The following is a 25716-nucleotide window of genomic DNA, read 5'->3' on the forward strand; positions in this document are numbered from 1 at the left end:
CTCAAACGCCGGACGGGCTGAAATGGGCGCTGGCCGGCCCGTCCTCGAGCGCCGGACGGCCTGGAAGAGTGCGGACCGGCTCGTCCTCGAACGCCGGACGGGCGGAGAGGCGTGGACCGGCGTCGGTGGTTTCCCTGCTGTGCCAAACCGTCGAACCCCGACCCGTCACCACTACACGCCGGACAAACGCCGGTCCGCCTTCGCGCCCCTACCGTGGAGCACGACACACAGGACACCCCCAACGCGGAAGGGCCGGGAAATCGATATGACTTCCACCCACGCCTTCTGGCTCGCCGGCCGCCAGGTCAGCGGCGAGGACAGCTTTGATGTGACCTCCCCGTGGGACGGGCGGGTCGTCGGCAAGGTCAGCGTGCCGAGCGACGCGCAGGTCGAGGAGGCCGTGGCCGCCGCGTACGCCGTGCGGGACGAGTTCGCCGCGACCCCGGCGCACGTACGGGCCGCCGCCCTCGACCACGTCAGCCGGCGCCTCGTCGAGCGCACCGAGGAGATCGCGCGGCTGATCTCCGCGGAGAACGGCAAGCCCATGAAGTGGGCCCGGGGCGAGGTCGGCCGTGCCGTGTCCGTGTTCCGGTTCGCGGCCGAGGAGGCCCGGCGGTTCAACGGCGGCGAGGCCCAGCGCCTCGACACCGACCTCGGCGGCCAGGGCCGGCTCGCCCTCACCCGCCGCTTCCCCAAGGGCGTCGTCCTCGGTATCGCACCGTTCAACTTCCCGCTGAACCTGTGCGCCCACAAGATCGCCCCGGCCATCGCCGCCGGCGCGCCGATCATCCTGAAGCCCGCCCCGGCCACCCCGCTGTCCGGCCTGATCATCGGTGACCTGCTCGCCGAGACCGAGCTTCCGGCCGGCTCCTGGAGCATCCTGCCGGTGCCGAACGACAAGATGCCCGCCCTGGTCCAGGACGAGCGCCTGCCGGTCATCTCCTTCACCGGCTCGGAGAAGGTCGGCTACGCGATCATGGACTCGGTGCCGCGCAAGCACTGCACCCTGGAGCTGGGCGGCAACGGCGCCGCGGTCGTGCTCGCCGACTTCGCCTCCGACGAGGACCTGGACTGGGCCGCGACCCGCATCGCGACCTTCTCCAACTACCAGGGCGGCCAGTCCTGCATCTCCGTGCAGCGGGTGATCGCGGACGCGTCCGTGTACGACCGGCTGCTGCCGCGCATCGTCGCCGCCGTCGAGTCCCAGGTCACCGGCGACCCGAACGACGACGCCACCGACGTCGGCCCGCTGGTCAGCGAGGACGCCGCCCAGCGCGTCGAGACGTGGGTGGACGAGGCGGTCGCCGCCGGCGCGGCCCTCCTCACCGGCGGCAAGCGCGACGGTGCCTCCTACGCGCCGACCGTCCTCACCGACGTGCCCGCCGACGTCACGATCGCCTGCGAGGAGGTCTTCGGACCCGTCCTCACCGTGCAGAAGGTCGACGGGGAGGCCGCCGCCTTCGCCGCCGCCAACAACTCCAAGTACGGCCTCCAGGCAGGTGTGTTCACCCACGACCTGCAGACCGCTTTCCGGGCGCACCGGGCGCTGGAGGTCGGCGGTGTCGTCATCGGCGACGTCCCGTCCTACCGCGCCGACCAGATGCCGTACGGCGGCGCCAAGCAGTCCGGTGTCGGCCGTGAGGGCGTGAAGTTCGCGATGGACGACTACACCTACGAGCGCGTGATGGTCCTCACCGGCATCGCGCTCTGAACAGGTTCGGGTTCCGCTCTGGCTTGTGACAATCGTTTTCAGGTAGGGTGGTTCCACATCCCGGGATGAAAAAGGGCCCGGCACCGATGCCTTCCGGTGCCGGGCCCCTTCCGTGTGCCGGCCTCGTCCGGACCCTCAACCGGAGAAGCCGACGTGCGCGAGCCGCAGCGGGCCGCGCAGTCCGACGCGGACGTCACGGACGCCCTCGGCGGTGAGCTGGGCGGTGAGCGTCCGGTAGTCGTACGGGCCGGACCCGGCCGCCTTCGACGTCAGGACGGCCGACACCGGGCCGCCGTCCGGTGAGACCTCGACCGTGCCCTCGCCCGCGACCGTCACCGTCACCTCGGTGCTGCCGGCACCGAAGTCGCAAGCGCGGTAGAGCAGTTCGCCCGAGCCGCCGGCCGCCGTCACCGCGTCGCCCGAGGTCTTCGTGCGGTCGACGATCGCGACGCCCCGCTGCTCGTCGAAGTCGGCCGCCGCCAGGCCGTGCCGCAGGACCGGGCGCGGCGCGGCGGGCTCGCCGTCGAGGAGCAGGGTCGCCCGCAGCCGGACGTCCTCGCTGGAGGCACCGGCCAGCACCTCGTACGCGCCCGGCTCGCGGCGCCATCCGCCCCGCGCCACGTCCCAGAAGTCGAAGGCGGACAGGGGGACTTCGAAGGACAGCTCCCTGCGCTCGCCCGGCTCCAGCCGCACCCTGTCGTGTGCCAGCAGCTCGCGGCGCGGGCGCGGCACCGTCGGATCCACGGCACGGGCGTAGACCTGGGGCACCTCGTCGGCCGTCATGTCGCCGGTGTTCGTGACCGTGAAGGAGACGTGCAGGGCGTCGTTCGCCGTACGGGTGGCGAGGCCGGCGTAGGAGAACGCCGCGTACGACAGGCCGTGGCCGAACGGGAACAGCGGGGTGCCCTCGAAGTACAGGTACGTCTGGCGGCCGCCGATCACGTCGTAGTCGAGGAGGTCCGGCAGGTCGGCGTCGGCGGCGTACCAGGTCTGCGGGAGGCGGCCGGCGGGGGAGACGTCGCCGGCCAGGACCCGGGCCAGGGCGGTGCCGGCCGCCTGGCCGCCGTGGGACGTCCAGAGCACCGCCGGGAGTGCCGTGGCGTCGACGGCGTACGGGTACGCCGACACCAGCGCCAGGACCGTGTTCGGGTTGGCGGCGCGGGCGGCCCGCACCAGTCGCTCCTGGTGGGCGGGCAGGGCGAGCGTCGTACGGTCCTCGGTCTCGCGCCCGTTGATGTGCGGGTCGTTGCCCGCGACCACCAGGACCGCGTCCGCCCGCGCGGCGACCCCGGCCACCGCGTCCTCACCGCGCTCGACGACGATCACCTCGAAGACTTCCGGGTCCGCCTCGGCAACCCGCACCCCGTCGGCGGCGACTGAGACGTGGTGACCCGTGCCGATGTGCCTCAGGAGGTGTCCGTTCGCGTGCGGTTCCAGGCGGAACGTCTCCTGGACGACCCAGCCCCCGGGCTGGTCGGCGGCGGCGCGGACCCTGCCGTCCCCGGCGACCGAGAGATAGCGCCCGTCGGGCGCGCGCAGGGTCAGCACGCCCTCGCCCCAGTCCACCAGGGCGAGTTCGGTGCCGGCCGGGCCGGCGGTCAGGGCGGGCAGGTCGGTGCGGCCGGCCAGCAGCGCCGGGTCGAGCGCGCCCTCGGCGCCGCGCACCTCCTCGTCGGCGTCCGCCTCGGGGACGTACAGGAACGCGCCGGCCGAGGTCTTCAGCAGGATGCGGTCGACGCCCTCGGCGAACTCCACGCGCTGCGCGCCGAACCGCTCGTACAGGCCCTCCAGCGGGGTCGAGCGGTGGATGAGGGTGCCGCTGTACCAGTCGAGCTTGCACTCGTCGGCGAGCAGGCCGACCACCGCGAGCCGGGTGTCGGGCGCGAGCGGCAGCAGACCCGTGCTGTTCTTCAGCAGCACGACCGCCTGCTCGGCGGCCTCCTGGGCCAGGGCGCGGTGGGCCGGGGTGTCGAAGTCCCCGGTGAGGGCGTGCGGGTCGTACTCGGGGTCGAACTCGCCGAGCCGGAAGCGGACCGAGAGCTGACGGCGGACCGCGGTGTCGAGGTCCGCCTCGGTGAGGAGACCCCGGTCGAGGGCCCCGCGCACCCGGGCGGTGATCTTCGAGCTGTCCGTGCCGTGATCGGTGAAGCTGTCGACGCCGGCCAGCAGCGCGGCGGCCGTGGCCTCCTCGTGCGTGTCGAAGTAGTGCTCGGAGTCGACCAGGTTGGAGGGCGCGCCCGCGTCCGAGCAGACCAGCAGGTCCTCGTCGGTCCAGGTGCGCAGGTGCTCGCGAAGATACGGCGAGACATGGTTGGGGCGGCCGTTGACCAGGTTGTACGCCGGCATCACCCCGGCCGTCGCGCCCGCCTCGACCGTGGCGCGGAAGGCACGCAGGTCGTACTCGTTCAGGACGCGCGGGCGGACCGAGGAGGACGTGACGTCGCGCCCCGTCTCGTTGTTGTGCGCCAGCCAGTGCTTCAGCACGGGCGCGGTGCGCCAGTACACCGGATGGTCGCCGCGCAGGCCACGGGTGTACGCGGTGGCGAGGGCGGAGGTGAGGTGCGGGTCCTCGGAGTAGCCCTCCTCGCCGCGGCCCCACAGGGGGTGGCGCAGCAGGTTGACGGTGGGGGACCAGACGTTGAGCCCGACGCGGTCGTCACGGGCGCGCATCGCGCGGGCCTCCTTGGAGACGGCCTCGCCGATCCGCCGTACGAGGTCCGTGTTCCAGGTGGCGCCGAGGCCGACCGCCTGCGGGAAGACGGTGGCCGGACCCATCCACGCCACGCCGTGGAGTGCCTCCTGGCCGGTGCGGAAGGCCGCGATGCCCAGGCGCTCGACCGCGGGTGTGAACTGGTGCAGGAATCCGATCTTCTCGTCGAGCGTGAGCCGCGACAGAAGGTCGTCGATGCGCTTCGCGAACGGCAGTCGCCGATCACGGAAAGGCGGCGTGTGCGGGGTGTGTGCGGTCACGTGGGGATCCCCTTGCGATGGATCGGCTGGACGCTTTCGAAGCGCTTCGATGCTGATTCGACCGTACGGCGAGTGTCAAGACACCTGAAGGAATCTTGGAAGCGACTCTTGTGCACCCCTGGGCGTTCACTTAACCTCGCTGCAACATCGAAGCGCTTCGACAGTGGGGTTGACGCAATGACGCCGAAAGCCGCCTCCTCCGCCTCCTCCGGACCGAGCCGGAGAAGCTTCCTCGCCTCCTCGGCGGTCGCCACCGCAGCGGTGGCCGGCGGGATGCCGCTGCTCGCCGCGTGCGGCGGCTCGGACAGCGGTTCGCGTGAGGGGACCACCTCGGGCAGGGACGCGAAGAAGATCCTGCCGACGTACGTGGCCAGCAACGTGGTGACGCCGGACATCCCCTCGAAGAACGGCTCCTCGAACGGCTTCACCGGCAAACTCGACCTCGCGGACCTGAAGACGTCGGTCACGAAGAAGCTCGGCAAGGGCGGCAAGGTCACGGTCATGTCGCCGTTCTGGGGCTCCCCGCCGAAGGGCGGCAACCCGTACTACACGGCGATGAACGACCTGATCGGCGTCGACGTCCGGTGGCAGAACCAGGACGGCAACACCTACGACCAGAAGCTCGGCGCGGTCCTCGCCTCCAGCGACGTCCCCGACATCGTCGTGGTCCCCGGCTGGAACATGGGCGGCAAGATACCCAGCGCCATCATCAGCAAGTTCGCCGACCTCGGCCCCTACCTCTCCGGGGACGAGGTCAAGGAGTACCCCAACCTCGCCGCGATCCCGACGGACGCCTGGCAGCGCTCGATATTCGGCGGCGCGCTGCGCGGTCTGCCGATGCCCGCGTCGTACGTGACCAACATCGTGCCCCTCTACCGCCAGGACGTCTTCGAGAAGGAGGGGTACGAAGTGCCCTCCTCCGCCGACGAGTTCCTGGCGCTGGCGAAGGACATCACCAACGCCAAGGCCAAGGTGTGGGCCTGCGGCGACATGAAGTGGACCGCGTTCAACTCCTTCGGTGTGCTGTCCGGTTCGGAGAAGCCGCTCGGCTGGAACCTCGTCGACGGCAAGCTGGTCTACCGCATCGAGACCGAGGAGTACCTGGAGGCACTGGAGTGGACGCGCAAGCTGTTCGCGGCCGGTGTCGTCCACCCCGACTTCAAGCTCGGCAAGAGCCAGGCCACCGACCCGTCGACCAAGTTCGCCGCCGGTGAGTTCCTGATCTACAACAACGACATCTCCAGCTGGTACGGCCTGACCGCCTCCCAGGCCACCCAGAACCCGGACTTCAAGGTCTCCGGCATGGACATCTTCGGCGCCGGCGGCAGCGCCCCCGTCCCGTGGGCCGCGCAGCCCGCCGGCATCTTCGCGTTCATCAACAAGAACGCCTCCGAGGCCGTGGTCCGCGACGCGCTGGCCGTCGCCAACGTGACGGCGGCGCCGTACGGCACCAAGGAGTACATGCTCACCAACTACGGCGTCGAGGGCACCCACTACACCCTCAAGGACGGCGTCCCGGTCAAGACCGACCAGGGCAACAACGAGGTCCTCAACGCCTACGTCATGGTCGCGAGCCCCGCCTCCACCCTCGCCCACCCGGACTTCCCGGACATCGCCAAGGCGCAGGTCGAGTGGCAGCAGCGGATGGGCGCGCTCACCAAGAAGTCGTCGTTCTGGGGCATGCAGATCACCGAGCCCGCCCGCTACACCAACCTCTCCAACGACTTCGAGCAGCTCGAGGACGACATCGTCCGCGGCCGCAAGAAGATCGGCGACATGCAGCAGGCCGTCTCCGACTGGAAGAGCAAGGGCGGCGACAAGCTGCGCGACTGGTACCGGAAGATCCTCGACGAGAACGGCAGCGCGGCCGACTGATCCGGGTTCGAGACGAGGAGAAGGCCGTGTCGCACAGCACGGTGCCTCGGAGCAGAACCGAGGCGAAGAGCAAGACCCCGCGGGAGAAGACCCCGGTGGCGTCCGGCGGCGCCACCGGTTCCCCCGGGAAGGACCGCTCGGGGAAGGCGAGCCTGAAGGTCAGGTTCCGGCGCGACCGGCTGCTGCTCCTGATGACGCTGCCGGCCGTCGTGCTGGTCCTGCTCTTCAACTACGTACCGATCCTCGGCAACGTCGTCGCCTTCCAGGACTACGACCCCTACATCAGCGACAACGGCGTCGTCTCCATCCTGAACAGCCCCTTCGTGGGCATGGAGAACTTCCAGCGGATCTTCGAGGACTCGGCGTTCTGGAACGCCGTCCAGAACACGCTGATCCTCTTCTTCCTCCAGCTCGTGCTGTTCTTCCCGATCCCGATCCTGCTCGCGCTGCTCATCAACAGTGTGGTCAGGCCCCGGATCCGGGCGGTCTCCCAGGCGATCCTGTATTTGCCGCACTTCTTCTCGTGGGTGCTGGTCATCGCCGTCTTCCAGCAACTGTTCGGCGGCGCCGGGATCTTCTCCCAGATGCTGCGGCAACACGGCTACGACGGCCTCGACTTCATGACCGACCCGAACACCTTCCCGCTGCTCATCACCGCGCAGAGCGTCTGGAAGGACGCCGGCTGGGGGATCATCGTCTTCCTCGCCGCGCTCGCCTCGGTGCCGCCCGACCTCTACGAGGCCGCCGCGATGGACGGCGCGGGCCGGTGGCGCCGCATGTGGCACGTCACGCTGCCCGCACTGCGTCCGGTGATCGCCCTGCTGCTGGTGCTGCGCGTCGGTGACGCCCTCACCGTCGGCTTCGAACAGATCCTGCTGCAACGGGACATGGTCGGACCGGGCGCCGCGGAGGTCCTCGACACCTTCGTGTGGTGGAACGGCGTGCGCAACCAGGACTTCGGCTACGCGGCCGCCGCCGGCCTGGTCAAGGGCGTCGTCAGCCTCGGACTGGTCCTCGCCGCGAACAAGGTGGCCCATCTCATGGGCGAGCAGGGGGTGTACAAGAAGTGACCGCCGTGATCGACAAGACGGTGCGCGGACCCGGCCGGTGGGCGGCGCCGCCCCGGCCCACCTGGGAGGAGGAGCCCTCCCGGGCCGGCCTCGCGGGCAAGGGCCTCGCGCTGACACTGGCCTGCCTCGGGATCCTCTTCCCGCTGTGGATCGTGGTCGTCACCAGTCTCTCGTCACGCAGGACGATCGACGAGGCCGGCGGGTTGGTGATGGTGCCGAAGGACATCACCTTCATCGCCTACAAGGAGCTGCTGAGCGGCGGGCAGGTCACCCGCGCGGCGGTCATCAGCGTCCTCGTCACCCTTGTCGGCACGCTGTTCTCGATGGCCCTGTCCGTGCTGTGCGCGTACGGGCTGTCGCGGACCGGGTCGCTGGGGCACCGCTGGATCCTGATGACCCTGCTGGCGACGATGTTCTTCAGCGCCGGGCTCATCCCGACGTATCTGCTGGTGCAGACCCTCGGGCTGACGGACTCCTATCTCGCGTTGATCCTGCCCAGCGCGGTGAGCGTGTTCAACATCCTCGTCCTGCGCGGGTTCTTCATGGGGATCTCGCAGGAACTCATCGACAGCGCGCGCATCGACGGGGCGGGGGAGCTGCGGATCCTCTGGCAGATCGTCATGCCCTTGTCGCGGGCCGTCATCGCGGTGATCACGCTGTTCTACGCGGTCGGGTACTGGAGCGCCTGGTTCAACGCCTCGCTGTACCTGAACGACCAGGACATGATGCCGCTCCAGAACGTCATGATCCAGCTCGTGCAGAAGCAGGAGGCGCCGGTCGGCCTCGGACAGGCCATCAAGACGGGGCAACTGTCGGGGCTGGCCGTTCAGATGGCCGTGATGGTCATGGCATTGCTGCCGGTCGCCGTGCTTTCTCCCTTCGTCCAGAAGCACTTCAAGAAAGGCATGCTCACCGGCGCCGTGAAGGGTTGACCGAGGCCCTCTCGATGGGGTGCTCCGGTCGGTCGGCGGCTGCGGGTGGTTCGTGGTTGGTCGCGCAGTTCCCCGCGCCCCTGGGTATGTTTCCGCACCCCATTCGTATGAACGAGGTATGTCATGCCTAGCAGGAGAGCAGTCCTTGCCGGCACCGCTGCCGCGGCCGCGCTCACCAGCGTCCCCTTTCTGTCCGGGCGCGCCCTGGCCGCCGCCCCCGCCTACCGCTGGCGCACCGTCGTCATGGGAGGCACCGGGTTCGTCACCGGTGTGCTCTTCCACCCCTCCGTTCGCGGACTCGCCTACGCCCGTACCGATATCGGGGGCGCCTACCGCTGGGACGAACGGGGCGAGCGGTGGGTGCCGTTGACCGATCACATCGGGTGGGACGACTGGAACCTGCTCGGGGTGGAGGCGATCGCCGTCGACGCACGACACCCCGACCGGCTGTATCTCGCCCTCGGCACCTACGCCCAGTCCTGGGCCGGCAACGGAGCCGTGCTGCGCTCCGAGGACCGCGGGAGCACCTGGCAGCGCACCGATCTCGCCGTGAAGCTGGGGGCCAACGAGGACGGGCGCGGCTGTGGCGAGCGGTTGCTCGTCGATCCGCGGGACAGTGACACGCTGTGGCTCGGCACCCGGCACGACGGGCTGCTCAAGTCCGCCGACCGGGGCGCGACCTGGCGGGCCGCGGACTTCCCCGCCGACCCGAGCGGCACCGGTCAGGGCGTCACCTTCCTGGCCGCCGCCGGCCGTGCCGTGTACGCCGGCTGGGGCGACTCCGACGGCACCGCGGACCGGCCCAACCTGTACCGCACGTCCGACGGCGTGGCCTGGGAGCCCGTCCCGGGCCGGCCCACCGGCATCGCCGCCAAGGTTCCGATCCGTGCCGCGTACGACCAGCACACCCGCGAGCTGTATGTGACGTACGCCGACGTGCCCGGGCCCAACGGGCAGTCGGCCGGCAGTGTGCACCGGCTGCGCACGACGGACGGCGCGTGGACCGACGTCACACCGGTGAAGCCCGGCGGCACCGACACCTTCGGGTACGGCGGGGTCGCCGTGGACGCCCGGCGCCCCGGCACCGTCGTCGTCTCGACCAACAACCGGTGGGCCGCGGTCGACACCCTGTACCGGAGCACCGACGGCGGCCGCACCTGGACGTCCCTGAAGGACACGGCCGTCCTCGACGTCTCCGAGACGCCCTACCTCAAGTGGGGTGAGGACGAGCCCAAGTTCGGCTGGTGGATCCAGGCGGTCGCGCTCGACCCGTACGACTCGCGGCACATCGTGTACGGCACGGGCGCGACGCTCTACGGCACCCGGGATCTCAGGCACTGGGCTCCGCAGATCCACGGCTTGGAGGAGACCTCCGTCCGGCAGCTGATCTCGCCGCCGACCGGGCAGGCGCATCTGATCAGCGGCAACGGGGACATCGGCGTGATGTACCACGACTCGCTCACCGCCTCCCCGGCGCGCGGCATGGCCGCCAACCCCCTCTTCGGAACCGCCACCGGGCTCGCGCAGGCCGCGGCCAGGCCGTCCCACGTCGTCCGCGCGGGCTGGGGCGACCACGGCAACGGCGCCTTCTCCGTCGACGGCGGGCGGACCTGGGCGCCCTTCCCGGCGCAGCCCGCCATCGCCAAGGACGCGCCCGGGCCGATCGCCGCCAACGCCGACGGCAGCGTGCTGCTGTGGTGCTTCGTGCACTGGGACGGCACCCCCTACCCGGCGCACCGTTCCGCCGACAACGGCGCCACCTGGTCCGAGGTCGCCACCTTCCCGAAGGGCGCCACGCCGGTCGCGGACCCGGTCGACCCGTCCGTCCTCTACGCCTTCGACACCGCCACCGGCACCCTCCACGCCAGCACCGACGGCGGTCTGACCTTCGCCGCGCGGGCCGGCGGGCTGAGTTCGGGCGACAAGGAGTTCCAACTGGCCGTGGCGCCGGGCCGGTCCGGCGACCTGTGGCTGAGCCTCAAGGGGAACGGGCTGTACCGCTCCACCGACGGCGGCACGACCTTCACCAAGGTCGCCGGTTGCCGCGCCTCGTACACCCTCGGCTTCGGCAAGGCCGCCCGGGGAGCCTCCTACCCGGCGGTCTACCTGGTCGGCTCCACCGACAGCGTCACCGCCGTGTACCGCTCCGACGACGAGGCGAGGACCTGGGTGCGGATCAACGACGACCGGCACCAGTGGGGGTGGATCGGCGCGGCGGTCACCGGTGACCCGCGCATCCACGGCCGTGTCTACCTCGCCACCAACGGGCGGGGCGTGCAGTACGGGGAGCCCGCCTGATGCCGGACCTGAGCGACGCCACCCGCGGCCGCCTTCTCTTCGGCGGCGACTACAACCCCGAGCAGTGGCCCGAGGAGACCTGGCGCGACGACGTCCGGCTGATGAAGGAGGCCGGGGTCAACTCGGTCACCCTCGGCGTCTTCGCCTGGGCGAAACTCGAACCCCGCCCGGGCGCACGGGAGTTCGGCTGGCTGGACCGGCTGATGGACCTGACGCACGAGAACGGCATCGGCGTCGTCCTCGCCACCCCCACCTCCTCGCCCCCGCCCTGGATGGGCCGCCTGCATCCCGAGACGCTCCCGCGCGACGAGGACGGCCGCACCGAGTGGTGGGGCTCACGCCAGCACTTCTCCCACTCCAGCGCGACCTACCGCCGCTACGCCGCCGCCATCACCGAGGACCTCGCCGCCCGCTACGGCGGCCACCCCGCGCTGCGGATGTGGCACATCAACAACGAGTACTGCACGTACGACTGGGGCGACGAGGCCGAGACCGCCTTCCGCGGCTGGCTCCGGGCCAGGTACGGCACGCTCGACGCCCTCAACCGGGCCTGGGGAACGGCCTTCTGGAGCCAGGGCTACGGCGACTGGCGCGAGGTCCTGCCGCCGCGCCGGGCGCACTACCTGAAGAACCCCACCCAGGTCCTGGACTTCCGGCGCTTCACCTCCGACGCCCTGCTGGAGTGCTACCTCGCCGAACGGGACATCGTGGCCCGGCACACTCCGCACATCCCGGTGACGACCAACTTCATGGCGCTGTGGCAGGGCCTGGACGCCTGGCGGTGGGCCGGGCAGGAGGACGTCGTCTCCGTCGACGTCTACCCGGATCCGAGGGACCCGTACGGCGGGCAGTACGGTGCGCTGGTGCACGACATGACCCGCTCACAGGCCCGGGGCGGCCCCTGGATGGTGATGGAGCAGGCCGCCGGGCCGGTCAACTGGCGCGGGGTCAACCACCCCAAGCCCGCCGGCCTCAACCGGCTCTGGTCCCTGCAGGCGGTGGCCCGCGGCGCCGACGCCGTCTGCTACTTCCAGTGGCGGCAGTCCCGGCAGGGCTCGGAGAAGTTCCACTCCGGCATGGTCGGCCACGCGGGCGAGCGGGGCCGCACCTTCCAGGAGGTGAAGCGGATCGGCGCCGAACTCGCCTCGCTGAGCGGGAAACTGGCGGGCACCCGGGTCGAGGCCGCCGAGGTCGCCGTACTCCTCGACCACCACGCCTGGTGGGCGAGCGAGCAGGACGGACGTCTCTCCCGCGAGGTCGACCAGGCGCAGGTCGTGCGTGCCTGGCACCGCGCCCTGTGGGAGGCGCACACCGTCGCCGACTTCGCCCACCCCGAGCACGACCTGTCCCGCTACCGGCTGGTCGTCGTCCCGCAGCTGTACCTGATGACGGACGCGGCGATCGAGAACCTCGTCGCCTACGTCGAGGGCGGCGGCACCCTGGTCGCCGGCTTCCAGACCGGCGTCGCCGACGAGGACGACCGGGTCCGCGACGGCGGCATGGACGCCCGGCTGAGGGAACTGTTCGGCATCCGCGTCCTGCACGAGTGGTGGCCGCTGGAGGCGGGGGAGACGGTGGACGCCGAGGGATTCCGCGGCACGCTGTGGTCCGAGGAGATCGAGGCGGCGGACGACGTCGACACCGTCATCCCGTACAAGGGCGGCGAACTGGACGGACTCCCGGCGATCCTGCGCAGGGGCCGCGCCCGGTACCTCTCCACGCTTCCCGAGCCGGACGCCCTGCGCACGCTGCTCGCCGACGTCGCCGCCGAGGCGGGCGTCCGGCCGACCCTCGCCGGGCTTCCGGCCGGGGTGGAGGCGGTACGGCGGGGCGGGCAGCTGTTCCTGCTGCACCACGGGCGCGACCGGGTCACCGTGCCGGTGCCGGGCCGCCATCGCGATCTGCTGACCGGCACCGAGGTCACCGACGCGGTGGCGCTCGGGCGGTACGGGGTGGCCGTGCTGGAGGCCGTCTCATGAGCGGGCCGGTGCACGGCACCTGGGAGCCGGCGCCCGCCGCCCGCTGGGAGGACGCCTTCCTGAGCGGGAACGGCAGGCACGGCGTCATGGTGTTCGGTGATCCGAACGATGACCGGGTCATCGTCAACCATCACACGCTGGTCCGCCCCAACGGCGGGGAACACGCGCGCCCGCCCGCCCTCGCCGCCGAACTCCCCGCGCTCCAGGACAGGTTGCTGTCCGGGGACCTCACCGCCGCCGAGACCTTCACCGACGGGCGGGAACTGCAGTGGGTGCAGCCCTTCCACCCCGCCTTCCGGATTTGCCTGAGCGGCTCGACCACCGAGGCCCGCGAGGACTACCGCCGCGAGGTCGACTTCACCACCGGAGTCTGCACGGCCGTGCGGGGCGCCTGGCAGAGCGAGGTGTTCGTCTCCCGGGCCGACGACGTCATCGTCCACCGCGTCACCGAGCCCGGCCTCACCACCGAGGTGACCCTCGACCACCAACTCCCGGGCGCACCGGGCACCTTGTCCGTCGGGCACGGCACCGTCCTCACCTCCGAGGGTGCGCTCCTCACCCTCCGCGTCCGCCACCCCGGCAGCGACCGCGCCTACACGGGCGTCACGCTCGCCGTCGTCACCGGCGGCCGCACCCGCACCTCCCTCCCCGGCATCGGGATCGAGAACGCCGGCGCCCTGCTCCTCCTCACCCGCGTCCGCCGCCACAACGGCGAGCCGGACGTGCTCGCCGAGGCACGCGCACTGCGCGCACTGCTGCCCGACAGCCCCGACGAGGACCCGTACTCCGTTCTCCTCGCCCGCCACACGGCCCTGCACCGTCCCGCCTACCTCCGCGCCGGCCTTGACCTCGGCGGCGACGGGCACGAAAGGGCGCTGCCCGGCTCGGAGCTGGTCCGCCGTCCGAAGAGCGCCGCCCTCCTGGAGCGCCTCTTCGCGGCCGGCCGCTACCACCTGCTCTCCGCCTCCGGCATGCTGCCGCCCCGCCTCACCGGCCTGTGGACCGGGGACTGGAACACGGCGTGGTCCGGCGCGTTCACCACCGACGCCAACCTCAACCTCCAGACCTCCTCGGCCGCGGCCGCCGCGCTCCCGGAGGTCACCGAGGCCCACGCCGCCCTCGTGCACGGGCAGGTGGACCACTGGCGCGACAACGCCCGCGCGATCTTCGGCGCCCGGGGCGTGGTGGCGCCCGCCCACACCGACGGCGAGTCCGGGCACGTCTACCACTTCAGCCGCGAGTACCCCCTGCACCTGTGGACCGCGGGCGCCGACTGGCTCCTCAAGCCCCTCGTCGACCACGACGACACCTGGGGCGAGCGCGACCCGCGCACCGCGGCCCTGCTCGCCGAAGTCGCCCTGTTCTACGAGGACTTCCTCACCCGCACCGACGACGACGGCCGTCTCGTCGTCGTCCCCTCCTACTCGCCGGAGAACCGCCCGGCGAACGCGAGCTGGGGCACCGTCAACGCCGCCATGGACCTCTCGGCGGCCCGGCACGCCCTGCTCACCGCCGCCCGCTATCACCCGGACACGCCCGAGGCCGGCCGCTGGCGTGCCCTCGCCGACCGTCTCCCGCCGCACCGCACCAACGCCGACGGCGCCCTGGCGGAATGGGCCGCGCCCGGCCTGGCGGACAGCTACGACCACCGGCACCTCAGCCACCTCTACGGCGTCTGGCCGCTCGAGGAGATCACCCCGTACGACACCCCCGACCTCGCGGCGGCCGCGCACCGGGCCCTGGAACTGCGCGGTGGTGAGAACGACTCCGCGCACGGCCATCTCCACCACGCCCTGATCGCGGCCCGTCTCCGGGACGGCGCACGGGTGGCCCACGCCCTCGACCAGGTCCTCGGCGGCGACTTCTTCCACGCCTCCCTGATGAGCGCCCACTACCCGCGCCGCGACGTCTACAACGCGGACGCCGCGCACACACTGCCCGCCGTACTGATCGAGATGCTCGTGCAGTCGACCCCGGACCGGCTGGTCCTGCTTCCCGCGGTCCCGGAGACCTGCCCGCGGGGGCGGCTGAGCGGCATCCGCACCCGGTTCGGCGCGCGGCTCGACCTGACCTGGGGCCCCGACGGGGCCACCGCCGTCCTCAAACCGACCCGCACCCTGCGCGTCGAACTCCGGACTTCCGCCGACGACGGCGATCGCGCCGCGCAACGGCTCGACCTCGTCGCCGGAGAAGACCACGTCCTCAGCCTCGGGGCGTGGTGACCTCCCCGTAATTCCCAGGCAACTCCCCCCACCCATGGAAAGGGACACCATGGAAAAGAGCGCACTGCGCAAGATCGTCACGGCGGTGCTGGCCCCGGCGACGGCCTTCGGCGCCGTCGTCGGCCTCGCCTCCGCCCCCGCCTCGGCCGCCGTCTGGAACTCCTGCGACCAGTGGGGCAACACCACTCTGAACGGCTACACGCTCTACAACAACATCTGGGGCTCCGGCGCCGGCAGCCAGTGTGTCTGGGCCAACTCCGGCACCAACTGGGGTGTCTGGGCCGACCACCCCAACACCGGCGGCATCAAGTCCTACCCGAACTCCAAGAAGGTGATCAACAAGACGATCGCCTCCCTCGGCTCGCTCACCAGCAACTACAACGTCTCCGTCCCGTCGTCCGGCGCGTACAACACGTCGTACGACATCTGGGACACCGACTACGACTACGAGATCATGCTCTGGGTCAACTACAACGGAGCCGTCGGCCCGCTCGGCACCTCGCAGGGCACCGTCACCCTCGGCGGTCACACCTGGACCGTCTACAAGGGCAGCAACGGCGCCAACGAGGTGTTCTCGTTCCTGCGGACCTCCGACTCCAGCTCGGGGAGCGTCAACATCAAGCCGATCCTGACCTGGATCTCGGGCACCAAGGGCTGGATGTCCAGCAGCGAGACCATCGGCGACGTCCAGTTCGGCTACGAGATCACCTCGTCGTCCGGCGGCCTCGACTTCGTCACCAACAACCTGACCGTCAGCAGCAGCTGACGTGTCACCGCGGTCGGGGCCGGCCCACGTCTCGCCTCAGGCGGGGTCGGCCCCGGCGCGCGGCGCGAGCTACTCCGTGATCGGCAGCCGCGCCCCGTCCCGCAGGAAGAGCGGGATACGGTCCAGCGGGGCGGCGACGGTGACGGCCTGTCCGCCCTCGTACGTCTCACCGGTCCAGGCGTCCGTCCACCGCGCCCCGGCCGGAAGGTACGCCGTCCGGACCGTCGCGCCCGGCTCCAGGACCGGCGCCACCAGCAGGTCCGCCCCGAACAGGTAGGCGTCGGCGACCTGCCAGGCCGCCCTGTCCCCGGGGAACTCCAGGAACAGCGGCCGCATCACCGGCAGGCCCTCCTCGTGGGCCTCGCGCATGACGTCGAGGACGTACGGCTTCAGGCGCTCGCGCAGCCGCAGGTACTTCTCCAGGATCGGGCCGGCCTGCTCGCCGTAGGACCACACCTCGTTCGGGCCGCCGGTCATCTCCGGGCCGAGCGGCATGCCCGGGTCGCGGAAGCCGTGCAGACGCATCAGCGGCGACAGCGCGCCGAACTGGAACCAGCGGATCATGACCTCGCGGTAGGCCGGGTCGTCCGGGTCGCCGCCGTGGAAGCCGCCGATGTCCGTGTTCCACCACGGGATGCCGGAGAGCGCGGTGTTCAGGCCGGCCGCGATCTGGCGGCGCAGGGTCGGGAAGTCGGCGCCGATGTCGCCGGACCACAGGGCGGCGCCATGACGCTGACTGCCCGCCCAGGCCGAGCGGTTGAGGGTGACGATCTCGTCCTCGCCGGACGCGAGGAGCCCCTCGTGGAAGGTGCGGGAGTTCTCGGCCGGGTAGCTGTTGCCGACCTCCAGACCGGGGCCGCTCCAGTAGCGCAGGTTCTCCTGGAAACCGGGCTTGAGCTCCGGCTCGCAGGCGTCCAGCCAGAACGCGGTGACGCCGTACGGGTCGACGTAGTTCTCCTTGATCCTCGCCCACACGAACTCCCGGGCCTCGGGGTTCGTGGCGTCGTAGAAGGCGATCTGGACGGTGGACGCGACCCCCTTGTCCGGCCAGTCGGCGTGCGCCATCGGGCCGTACTGGGTGCCGATGAAGTAGCCGCGCTGTTCCATCACGGGGTGGTTCTCGCTCAGCGGTGACACCGACGGCCACACGGAGACGACCAGCTTGATGCCCAGCTCGTCCAGTTCGCGGACCATGGCCGCCGGGTCCGGCCACTCCGCCGGGTCGAACTTCCACTCACCCAGGTGCGTCCAGTGGAAGAAGTCGCACACGATCGCCGAGATCGGCAGGCCCCGGCGCTTGTACTCCCGGGCCACCGCGAGGAGTTCGTCCTGGGTGCGGTAGCGCAGCTTGCACTGCCAGAAGCCCGCCGCCCACCGCGGCAGCATCGGCGTACGGCCCGTCACCGCGCTGTAGCGGCGCTGGCCGTCGGCCGGGGTGCCCGCGGTGATCCAGTAGTCGATCTGGCGGGCGGAGTCGGCGACCCAGCGGGTGCCGTTGTGCGCGAGTTCCACACGGCCGATCGCCGGGTTGTTCCACAGCAGGGTGTAGCCGCGGCTGGAGGCGAGCACCGGGATGGAGACCTCGGCGTTGCGCTGCACCAGGTCCAGGACCAGGCCCTTCTGGTCGAACCGGCCGTGCTGGTGCTGGCCGAGGCCGTACAGCCGCTCGTCGTCGTAGGCGGCGAACCGCTGCTCCAGGCGGTGGTGGCCGTTGCCGACGGCGGTGTACAGGCGCGGGCCGGGCCACCAGAAGTGGGCCCGCTCCTCGGCGAGGATCTCCGTGCCGTCCGCCGTGCGCAGGAAGCGGATCAGGCCCTCGGGGTCGACCCGCACGGTCAGCGCGCCGACCGTCAGGACCCCCAGACCGTCCTCGATCTTGACGGTCGACTCGGTCGGCGGCGCGGACTGAAGGAGCGCGCCGGGCAGCGCGTCGAGGACCGGTCCGCCGAGCCGGGCACGCACCCGGACCGCGTCCGGGCCCCACGGCTCGATGCGTACGGTCTCCTGGCGGCCGCTCCACTCCAGCGCGCCGTCCCGCTCGCGGAACGTGCCGACGGTCGGGGACGACTGGGCGAGGCTGACCGTGCCCGGCTGGGGCTGGTTCTCGGCAGACAGATTCACGGGGGCGCTCCTGGGGAGGGCGGCGGGTGCGGGCATGCCGGTGCCCGGGCAGGGGCACGGTGGTGCGGTGATCGGGCGGCTGCGGAACGTCTGGTGATCAGTGGGCGGTGGAAGGCGCCGGGCCCGTGCTCGCGCGGACCGTCAGCTCGGGCGCGATGAGCACGACTTCGTCGCTGCCGCGCCCGTCCAGCTTGGCCACCAGCCGCTCCACGGCATGCCGGCCCATCTCCTGCGCGGGGATGGAGACCGACGTCAGCCGTACCGACGCCTGCGTGGCGACCTGGTCGGGGCAGATCGCGACGACCGACACGTCCTCCGGCACGGCACGGCCCTGCTGGCGCAGCAGGGCGAGCAGCGGCTCGACGGCCGACTCGTTCTGCACGACGAACCCCGTGGTGCCCGGGCGCTCGTCGAAGATGCGGGCGAGGGTGACGGCCATGGCGTCGTAGCCGCCCTCGCACGGCCGCAGCAGCAGCCGCATCCCCAACTCCTGGGAACGCAGCCTGAGTCCGTCGAGCGTGCGCTCCGCGAAACCGGTGTGCCGCTCGTAGACGGCCGGGGCCTCCCCGATGACAGCGATGTCGCGGTGCCCCAGCGTCGCCAGATGCTCCACGCACAGCGCGCCGGTCGCCTTGAAGTCGAGGTCGACGCAGGTCAGCCCTGCGGTGTCGGCGGGCAGCCCGATCAGTACGGACGGCTGGTGCGAGCCGCGCAGCAGCGGCAGCCGCTCGTCGTCCAGCTCGACGTCCATCAGGATCATCGCGTCCGCCAGCCCGCTGCCGGTGACCCGGCGCACGGCGTCGGGACCCTCCTCGCCGGTCAGCAGCAGGACGTCGTAGCCGTGTGTGCGGGCGGTGGTGGCCACCGCGATGGCGATCTCCATCATCACCGGCACGTACATGTCGGTGCGCAGCGGGATCATCAGCGCGATGATGTTCGACCTGCTGCTGGCCAGGGCCCGCGCGCCCGCGTTCGGGTGGTAGCCGAGTTCGCGGATGCTCTGCTCGACCCGCTGCCGGGTGGTCGTGGAGATGGACCGCTTGCCACTGAGGACATAGCTCACCGTGCTCGCCGAGACTCCGGCGTGCTGGGCGACCTCGGCGAGGGTGACCATCCAGCTCTCCAAGCTTGTGTGAAGCGCTTCGACAGTGCGCAACGGGAACAGGGGTGGTTGTGAGGGTGGTTCGACACTAGCTCTGGCGCGCGTGGGTGTCCATAGGTTGTCGAAGCGCTTCGACAGTTTTTCTACGGCGGCGTCAGCACCCGTTCGGCGCAAGCCGCCCGGCGAGGTTCGCGAGCGAGGTCTCAGCGTACGGTCCGCCGGACACGGGCCCGCGAATCCGCCGACATCGGCCGAACGGGCGCGCGCGGGGTGGTGGGCACGTCCGCAATCGGGTACATACGATCGGGTAGCACCCGTCGGTAACCAAACGGCCCAAGATCCCGATTCGCGTCGAGGTGAGCCTCATGTCGGCAGCACCCACGAAACCCACCGTCACCGAACGTGAGGCCCGCCAGGTGGCGGAGGAGGCCCGGCAACAGGACTGGCGCAAGCCCAGCTTCGCCAAGGAACTGTTCCTCGGTCGCTTCCGCCTCGACCTCATCCACCCCCACCCGATGCCCACCGACGAAGCCACCCAGCGTGGCGAGGAGTTCCTCGCCAAACTGCGCGACTTCATCGAGACGAAGGTCGACGGCGCCCTCATCGAACGCGAGGCCCGCATCCCCGACGAGGTGATCGACGGCCTCAAGGAACTCGGCGCCTTCGGCATGAAGATCGACACCAAGTACGGCGGGCTCGGCCTCACCCAGGTCTACTACAACAAGGCCCTCACCCTGGCCGGCTCGGCCAGCCCGGCGATCGGCGTCCTGCTCTCCGCCCATCAGTCGATCGGCGTCCCCCAGCCGCTGAAGCTGTTCGGCACCCCCGAGCAGAAGGAACGCTTCCTGCCGCGCTGCGCCCGCACCGACATCAGCGCCTTCCTGCTGACCGAGCCCGACGTCGGCTCCGACCCGGCGCGCCTGGCCACCTCCGCCGTACCCGACGGGGACGACTACGTCCTCGACGGCGTCAAACTGTGGACGACCAACGGCGTGGTCGCCGACCTCCTCGTCGTCATGGCGCGGGTGCCGAAGTCCGAGGGCCACAAGGGCGGCATCACCGCCTTCGTCGTGGAGACCAACTCACCCGGCATCACCGTCGAGAACCGCAACGCCTTCATGGGCCTGCGCGGCATCGAGAACGGCGTCACCCGTTTCCACCAGGTCCGGGTCCCCGCCGCCAACCGCGTCGGCCCCGAGGGCGCCGGCCTGAAGATCGCGCTCACCACCCTCAACACCGGCCGGCTCTCGCTCCCCGCCTCCTGCGTCGCCGCCGGCAAGTGGTGTCTGAAGATCGCCCGCGAGTGGTCGGCCGCGCGTGAGCAGTGGGGCAAGCCGCTCGCGGCGCACGAGGCCGTCGGCTCGAAGATCTCCTTCATCGCGGCCACCACCTTCGCCCTGGAGGCCGTCACCGACCTCGCCTCGCAGATGGCCGACGAGGACCGCAACGACATCCGCATCGAAGGCGCCCTCGCCAAGCTGTACGCCTCCGAGATGGCCTGGCTCATGGCCGACGAGCTCATCCAGATCCGCGGCGGCCGGGGCTTCGAGACGGCCGACTCGCTCCGGGCGCGCGGCGAGCGCGGCGTCCCCGCCGAGCAGGTCCTGCGCGACCTGCGCATCAACCGCATCTTCGAGGGCTCGACGGAGATCATGCACCTGCTGATCGCCCGCGAGGCCGTCGACGCCCACCTGTCGGTCGCCGGTGACCTCATCGACCCCGACAAGTCCCTGCAGGACAAGGCCAAGGCGGGCGCGAACGCCGGCGTCTTCTACGCCAAGTGGCTGCCGAAGCTGGTCGCCGGACAGGGACAACTGCCTTACACCTACGGCGAGTTCAAACGCGGCGTCGATCTGTCGCCGCACCTGCGCTACGTCGAACGCACCTCCCGCAAGCTGGCCCGCTCCACCTTCTACGGCATGTCACGCTGGCAGGGCCGCATGGAGACCAAGCAGGGCTTCCTGGGCCGGGTCGTCGACATCGGCGCCGAACTGTTCGCGATGAGCGCCGCCTGCGTCCGCGCCGAGCACCTGCGGGCCAGGGGCGAGCACGGCCGCGAGGCCTACCAGCTCGCCGACGCCTTCTGCCGGCAGTCCCGGCTGCGCGTCGAGGAGCTCTTCGGCCGACTGTGGTCCAACACCGACGACCTCGACCGCAAGGTCGTCAAGGGAGTCATGGCAGGCACCTACGAGTGGCTGGAATCGGGCATCGTCGACCCCTCGGACGACGGCGGTGTGTGGATCGCGGACGCGACCCCGGGCCCGAGCGAGCGGGAGAACGTGCACCGCCCGATCCGGTGACCGTCACGGTGAGGGGTCACCGCCCACGGGTCACTGTCGGCGGCGACCCCTCACCATCCTGTTACCTGCCGGATGGGGACGCCCTGTCCTCCCCGTCGGTCCTTGCGGCCACAATGGGGGGATGAGCGACAGTCCAGCCCCACTCGCCGACCCGCATCTCGTCTACGACCCCGTGGCGGGCGACGGCCCCAAGGACGTGGTGATCCTCGGCTCCACCGGCTCCATCGGCACCCAGGCCATCGACCTCGTGCTGCGCAACCCCGACCGGTTCCGGGTCACCGCACTGTCCGCCAACGGCGGCCGGGTCGCCCTCCTCGCCGAACAGGCGTACCGGCTGAAGGCGCGGACCGTCGCGGTCGCCCGCGAGGACGTCGTACCGGCGCTGCGCGCAGCACTCGACGCCCAGTACGGCACGGGGGAGCCGCTCCCCGAGATCCTCGCCGGACCGGACGCGGCCACCCAGGTCGCCGCCTCCGAGTGCCACACCGTCCTCAACGGGATCACCGGCTCCATCGGCCTCGCCCCCACGCTCGCCGCCCTGGAGGCGGGCCGCACCCTCGCGCTCGCCAACAAGGAGTCCCTCATCGTCGGCGGCCCGCTGGTCAAGGCGCTCGCCAAGCCCGGGCAGATCATCCCGGTCGACTCCGAGCACGCCGCCCTGTTCCAGGCGCTGGCGTCCGGCACACGCGCGGACGTGCGCAAGCTCGTGGTCACCGCCTCCGGCGGCCCGTTCCGCGGCCGCACCAAGGCGGACCTGGCGAAGGTCACCGTCGAGGACGCCCTCGCGCACCCCACCTGGGCCATGGGCCCGGTGATCACGATCAACTCCGCGACCCTGGTCAACAAGGGCCTGGAGGTCATCGAGGCGCACCTGCTCTACGACATTTCCTTCGACCGCATTGAGGTGGTCGTGCATCCCCAGTCGTATGTTCACTCGATGGTTGAGTTCACCGACGGATCCACGATCGCCCAGGCGACGCCCCCCGACATGCGCGGGCCCATCGCCATCGGCCTCGGCTGGCCGGAACGCATCCCCGACGCCGCGCCCACCTTCGACTGGAGCAAGGCGTCGACGTGGGAGTTCTTCCCCCTCGACAACGAGGCTTTCCCCTCGGTCGACCTGGCGCGCCACGTGGGGAAGCTCGCGGGCACGGCCCCCGCGGTGTTCAATGCGGCCAACGAGGAGTGCGTCGAGGCCTTCCGGTCCGGCGCACTGCCGTTCAACGGGATCATCGAGACCGTGACGCGGGTGGTGGAGGAGCACGGCACCCCGCGCGCGGGAACTTCGCTGACCGTCGCGGACGTCCTCGAAGCGGAGAGCTGGGCCCGTCAGCGGGCCCGGGAACTGGCGGCACACACGGCGGAGGCCCGTGCATGACGACCCTGATGTTCATCCTCGGCATAGTGCTGTTCGCGGTCGGGCTGCTCGCCTCGATCGCCTGGCACGAGCTGGGCCACCTGTCCACGGCCAAGATGTTCGGCATCCGGGTGCCGCAGTACATGGTCGGCTTCGGCCCGACCCTCTGGTCGCGGAAGAAGGGTGACACCGAGTACGGCGTCAAGGCGATCCCGTTCGGCGGCTACATCCGCATGATCGGCATGTTCCCGCCCGGCCCCGACGGCCGCCTGGAGGCCCGCTCCACCTCGCCGTGGCGCGGCATGATCGAGGACGCCCGCTCGGCCGCGTTCGAGGAGCTCAAGCCCGGCGACGAGACCCGGCTCTTCTACACGCGCAAGCCGTGGAAGCGGGTCATCGTGATGTTCGCGGGCCCGTTCATGAACCTGATCCTCGCCTTCGGACTGTTCCTCACCGTGCTGATGGGCTTCGGCATCCAGCAGCAGACCACCACCGTGAGCTCGGTCTCCCCTTGCGTCATCGCCCAGACCGAGAAGCGCGACGAGTGCAAGGCGTCCGACCCCAAGTCGCCCGCGGCGGCGGCGGGCATGAAGGCAGGCGACAAGATCGTCGCCTTCGACGGGGTGCGTACCGAGGAGTGGAACACCCTCTCCGACCTCATCCGCGACAGCGCCGGCAAGCAGGTGCCGATCGTGGTCGACCGCGACGGCCGGGAGGTGACCCTGGAGGCGACGATCGCCACCAACCGGGTCGTCAAGAAGGACGCGGCCGGGGCGTACGTTGAGGGCGAGTACGTCAAGGCGGGCTTCCTCGGCTTCAGCTCGGCCACCGGCGTGGTCAAACAGGACTTCGGCGAGTCCGTGTCCTGGATGACGGACCGGGTCGGCGAGGCCGTCGACTCCCTGGTCGCCCTGCCCTCCAAGATCCCCGCCCTGTGGGACGCCGCCTTCGGCGACGGCGAGCGCGAACCGGACTCCCCGATGGGCATCGTGGGCGCGGCGAGGGTGAGCGGCGAGATCGCGACGCTGGACATCCCGGCCTCGCAACAGCTGGCCACCTTCGTCTTCCTGCTGGCCGGTTTCAACCTCTCGCTGTTCCTGTTCAACATGCTCCCGCTGCTGCCGCTCGACGGCGGCCACATCGCGGGCGCCCTGTGGGAGTCGCTGCGCCGCAACACCGCGAAGGTCCTGCGCCGCCCGGACCCCGGTCCGTTCGACGTGGCGAAGCTGATGCCGGTGGCGTACGTGGTCGCCGGGATCTTCGTCTGCTTCACGCTGCTGGTGCTGGTCGCGGACGTTGTTAACCCGGTCAGAATCTCCTAGTCGCACGGAGTTCGAGGCGGCCCGGGATCGTATGTCCCGGGCCGCCTTCCATTGAGTGGGTTTACGGGCGATGAGGGTCCCCCCGCCGAGTGCATCCGAGGTGGGGGAGTGCTGGGGTCTGGTCCGGTGCCGTAATCTCGAAGCCTGGAGCCCGCTGCTGACGGGACCGGACCTTGATCCACGACTTGGGGTTGCACAGCAGATGACTGCGATTTCTCTCGGCATGCCGTCCGTACCGACCAAGCTCGCCGAGCGCCGGAAGAGCCGTCAGATCCAGGTCGGATCCGTCCCGGTCGGCGGGGACGCACCGGTCTCGGTCCAGTCGATGACCACGACCCGTACGTCGGACATCGGCGCCACCCTCCAGCAGATCGCCGAGCTCACCGCGTCCGGCTGCCAGATCGTGCGTGTGGCGTGCCCCACACAGGACGACGCCGACGCCCTGTCGACGATCGCCCGCAAGTCCCAGATCCCGGTGATCGCGGACATCCACTTCCAGCCGAAGTACGTCTTCGCGGCCATCGAGGCCGGCTGCGCCGCGGTCCGGGTCAACCCGGGCAACATCAAGCAGTTCGACGACAAGGTCAAGGAGATCGCGCGGGCCGCCAAGGACCACGGCACCCCGATCCGCATCGGCGTCAACGCCGGCTCGCTGGACCGGCGCCTGCTCCAGAAGTACGGCAAGGCGACGCCCGAGGCCCTCGTGGAGTCGGCCCTGTGGGAGGCGTCGCTCTTCGAGGAGCACGACTTCCGGGACATCAAGATCTCGGTCAAGCACAACGACCCGGTCGTCATGATCGAGGCGTACAAGCAGCTCGCCGCCCAGTGCGACTACCCCCTCCACCTCGGTGTGACGGAGGCGGGCCCGGCGTTCCAGGGCACGATCAAGAGCGCGGTCGCCTTCGGCGCCCTCCTCTCGCAGGGCATCGGCGACACGATCCGGGTCTCCCTGTCGGCGCCGCCCGCCGAGGAGGTCAAGGTCGGCATCCAGATCCTGGAGTCCCTGAACCTCAAGCAGCGCGGCCTGGAGATCGTTTCCTGCCCGTCCTGCGGTCGCGCCCAGGTCGACGTCTACAAGCTGGCCGAAGAGGTCACCGCGGGCCTGACCGGCATGGAGGTCCCCCTCCGCGTCGCCGTCATGGGCTGCGTCGTCAACGGCCCCGGCGAGGCCCGCGAGGCCGACCTCGGCGTCGCCTCCGGCAACGGCAAGGGACAGATCTTCGTCAAGGGCGAGGTCATCAAGACGGTCCCCGAGTCCAAGATCGTCGAGACGCTCATCGAGGAGGCCATGAAGCTGGCCGAGAAGATGGAGGCGGAGGGCGTGGCGTCGGGCGAGCCGTCGGTGGCCGTGGCGGGCTGAGAGGGTTCTTCGCCCCCACCGCCCCCACCCGTCCCGTCCCCAGGGGGCTCCGCCCCCTGGACCCCCGTCGGCCCTGAACGGGCCTCGTCCTCAAACGCCGGACGGGCTATGGGGGCCGCAGGCCCCCCAGGGGCGCGGGGAACTGCGCGACCAGCCCCACCACTCGCAGCCGCCCACGCCCCGGAGCGGCCCGAGTTCAGGGGCGCCCGGTCCGGCTTCTCGGGCTCCGGCGCAGGCCATCTCAGCCCGTCCGGCGTACGCGGACGAGGCCCGTTCAGGGCCGAAGCGGGGGTCTGGGAGCGGCAGCCCCCAGGCGGCGACCGCAGCCGAC

At 70.9% G+C, this 25716-nt stretch carries 15 protein-coding genes; 12 read left to right on the plus strand and 3 right to left on the minus strand.

Translation table 11 applies throughout. The features are described 5' to 3' along the window. The first annotated feature begins 265 nt into the window (after positions 1 to 265). Positions 266 to 1711 (plus strand): aldehyde dehydrogenase family protein, encoded by a 1446-nt coding sequence (locus ACGFW6_RS37190; protein WP_393520339.1) that lies wholly within the window; start codon positions 266 to 268, stop codon positions 1709 to 1711. Positions 1712 to 1846: 135 nt separating this feature from the next. On the opposite strand, the gene ACGFW6_RS37195 is transcribed toward ACGFW6_RS37190, so the two are convergent. Further along, positions 1847 to 4681, minus strand: a complete 2835-nt coding sequence (locus ACGFW6_RS37195) for a glycoside hydrolase family 3 C-terminal domain-containing protein (RefSeq protein ID WP_393520341.1) — start codon at positions 4679 to 4681, stop codon at positions 1847 to 1849. Positions 4682 to 4858: 177 nt separating this feature from the next. Here ACGFW6_RS37195 and ACGFW6_RS37200 point away from each other — a divergent pair, with 177 nt between their 5' ends. The 7 genes from ACGFW6_RS37200 to ACGFW6_RS37230 all read left to right on the plus strand — a co-directional run bounded on the left by ACGFW6_RS37200 (position 4859) and on the right by ACGFW6_RS37230 (position 15823). Next, positions 4859 to 6556 carry an extracellular solute-binding protein gene (locus tag ACGFW6_RS37200; RefSeq protein ID WP_393520343.1) on the plus strand — a complete coding sequence of 566 codons (1698 nt, stop codon included), beginning with the start codon at positions 4859 to 4861 and terminating at the stop codon, positions 6554 to 6556. Between the two features lie 26 nt (positions 6557 to 6582). Further along, a complete protein-coding gene (locus ACGFW6_RS37205; protein ID WP_393520345.1) occupies positions 6583 to 7626 on the plus strand; it encodes an ABC transporter permease in 1044 nt (347 codons plus the stop codon). Then, positions 7623 to 8558: a carbohydrate ABC transporter permease gene (locus tag ACGFW6_RS37210; RefSeq protein WP_393520347.1), complete on the plus strand. Its 936-nt coding sequence runs from the start codon at positions 7623 to 7625 to the stop codon at positions 8556 to 8558. The genes ACGFW6_RS37205 and ACGFW6_RS37210 overlap by 4 nt, the downstream gene beginning before the upstream one ends. A 123-nt stretch (positions 8559 to 8681) precedes the next feature. Then, positions 8682 to 10856, plus strand: a complete 2175-nt coding sequence (locus ACGFW6_RS37215) for a 1,4-beta-glucanase (RefSeq protein ID WP_393520349.1) — start codon at positions 8682 to 8684, stop codon at positions 10854 to 10856. Then, positions 10856 to 12835 (plus strand): DUF4434 domain-containing protein, encoded by a 1980-nt coding sequence (locus ACGFW6_RS37220; protein WP_393520351.1) that lies wholly within the window; start codon positions 10856 to 10858, stop codon positions 12833 to 12835. The genes ACGFW6_RS37215 and ACGFW6_RS37220 overlap by 1 nt, the downstream gene beginning before the upstream one ends. After that, positions 12832 to 15057, plus strand: a complete 2226-nt coding sequence (locus ACGFW6_RS37225; RefSeq protein WP_393520353.1) for a glycoside hydrolase N-terminal domain-containing protein — start codon at positions 12832 to 12834, stop codon at positions 15055 to 15057. The genes ACGFW6_RS37220 and ACGFW6_RS37225 overlap by 4 nt, the downstream gene beginning before the upstream one ends. 49 nt (positions 15058 to 15106) lie before the next feature. Further along, entirely contained in the window at positions 15107 to 15823 is a 717-nt protein-coding gene (locus ACGFW6_RS37230; protein ID WP_393520355.1) for a hypothetical protein, read from the plus strand. A gap of 69 nt (positions 15824 to 15892) precedes the next feature. On the opposite strand, the gene ACGFW6_RS37235 is transcribed toward ACGFW6_RS37230, so the two are convergent. Both ACGFW6_RS37235 and ACGFW6_RS37240 read right to left on the minus strand, forming a co-directional pair. Continuing rightward, complete coding sequence (locus ACGFW6_RS37235) at positions 15893 to 17944, minus strand: TIM-barrel domain-containing protein (protein ID WP_393520357.1); 2052 nt, start codon at positions 17942 to 17944, stop codon at positions 15893 to 15895. A gap of 97 nt (positions 17945 to 18041) precedes the next feature. Continuing rightward, entirely contained in the window at positions 18042 to 19058 is a 1017-nt protein-coding gene (locus ACGFW6_RS37240; protein WP_393520359.1) for a LacI family DNA-binding transcriptional regulator, read from the minus strand. Positions 19059 to 19411: 353 nt separating this feature from the next. Between ACGFW6_RS37240 and ACGFW6_RS37245 the strand changes: the two genes are divergently transcribed. The 4 genes from ACGFW6_RS37245 to ispG all read left to right on the plus strand — a co-directional run bounded on the left by ACGFW6_RS37245 (position 19412) and on the right by ispG (position 25385). Next, positions 19412 to 21346, plus strand: a complete 1935-nt coding sequence (locus ACGFW6_RS37245; RefSeq protein ID WP_393520361.1) for an acyl-CoA dehydrogenase family protein — start codon at positions 19412 to 19414, stop codon at positions 21344 to 21346. Positions 21347 to 21467: 121 nt separating this feature from the next. Further along, entirely contained in the window at positions 21468 to 22724 is a 1257-nt protein-coding gene (gene dxr, locus ACGFW6_RS37250; protein WP_393520363.1) for a 1-deoxy-D-xylulose-5-phosphate reductoisomerase, read from the plus strand. An 8-nt stretch (positions 22725 to 22732) separates the two neighbouring features. Further along, positions 22733 to 24025, plus strand: a complete 1293-nt coding sequence (locus tag ACGFW6_RS37255; protein WP_393520492.1) for a M50 family metallopeptidase — start codon at positions 22733 to 22735, stop codon at positions 24023 to 24025. A gap of 202 nt (positions 24026 to 24227) precedes the next feature. Beyond that, the gene (ispG, locus tag ACGFW6_RS37260) at positions 24228 to 25385 is read left to right on the plus strand and encodes a flavodoxin-dependent (E)-4-hydroxy-3-methylbut-2-enyl-diphosphate synthase (RefSeq protein WP_393520365.1); all 1158 of its coding nucleotides are present in this window, start codon (positions 24228 to 24230) and stop codon (positions 25383 to 25385) included. The last annotated feature ends 331 nt before the right edge of the window (positions 25386 to 25716 follow it).

It is taken from the genome of Streptomyces sp. Y7 (assembly GCF_043195415.1).
Lineage (GTDB): Bacteria > Actinomycetota > Actinomycetes > Streptomycetales > Streptomycetaceae > Streptomyces.

What these genes read in the sequence shown, in the direction of transcription:
- dxr (WP_393520363.1), top strand. Translation starts at nt 21,468, where the DNA reads ATGAGCGACAGTCCAGCCCCACTCGCCGACCCGCATCTCGTCTACGAC.
- ACGFW6_RS37230 (WP_393520355.1), top strand. Translation starts at nt 15,107, where the DNA reads ATGGAAAAGAGCGCACTGCGCAAGATCGTCACGGCGGTGCTGGCCCCG.
- ACGFW6_RS37245 (WP_393520361.1), top strand. Translation starts at nt 19,412, where the DNA reads ATGTCGGCAGCACCCACGAAACCCACCGTCACCGAACGTGAGGCCCGC.
- ispG (WP_393520365.1), top strand. Translation starts at nt 24,228, where the DNA reads ATGACTGCGATTTCTCTCGGCATGCCGTCCGTACCGACCAAGCTCGCC.
- ACGFW6_RS37225 (WP_393520353.1), top strand. Translation starts at nt 12,832, where the DNA reads ATGAGCGGGCCGGTGCACGGCACCTGGGAGCCGGCGCCCGCCGCCCGC.
- ACGFW6_RS37240 (WP_393520359.1), bottom strand. Translation starts at nt 19,058, where the DNA reads ATGGTCACCCTCGCCGAGGTCGCCCAGCACGCCGGAGTCTCGGCGAGC.
- ACGFW6_RS37190 (WP_393520339.1), top strand. Translation starts at nt 266, where the DNA reads ATGACTTCCACCCACGCCTTCTGGCTCGCCGGCCGCCAGGTCAGCGGC.
- ACGFW6_RS37220 (WP_393520351.1), top strand. Translation starts at nt 10,856, where the DNA reads ATGCCGGACCTGAGCGACGCCACCCGCGGCCGCCTTCTCTTCGGCGGC.
- ACGFW6_RS37215 (WP_393520349.1), top strand. Translation starts at nt 8,682, where the DNA reads ATGCCTAGCAGGAGAGCAGTCCTTGCCGGCACCGCTGCCGCGGCCGCG.
- ACGFW6_RS37255 (WP_393520492.1), top strand. Translation starts at nt 22,733, where the DNA reads ATGTTCATCCTCGGCATAGTGCTGTTCGCGGTCGGGCTGCTCGCCTCG.
- ACGFW6_RS37200 (WP_393520343.1), top strand. Translation starts at nt 4,859, where the DNA reads ATGACGCCGAAAGCCGCCTCCTCCGCCTCCTCCGGACCGAGCCGGAGA.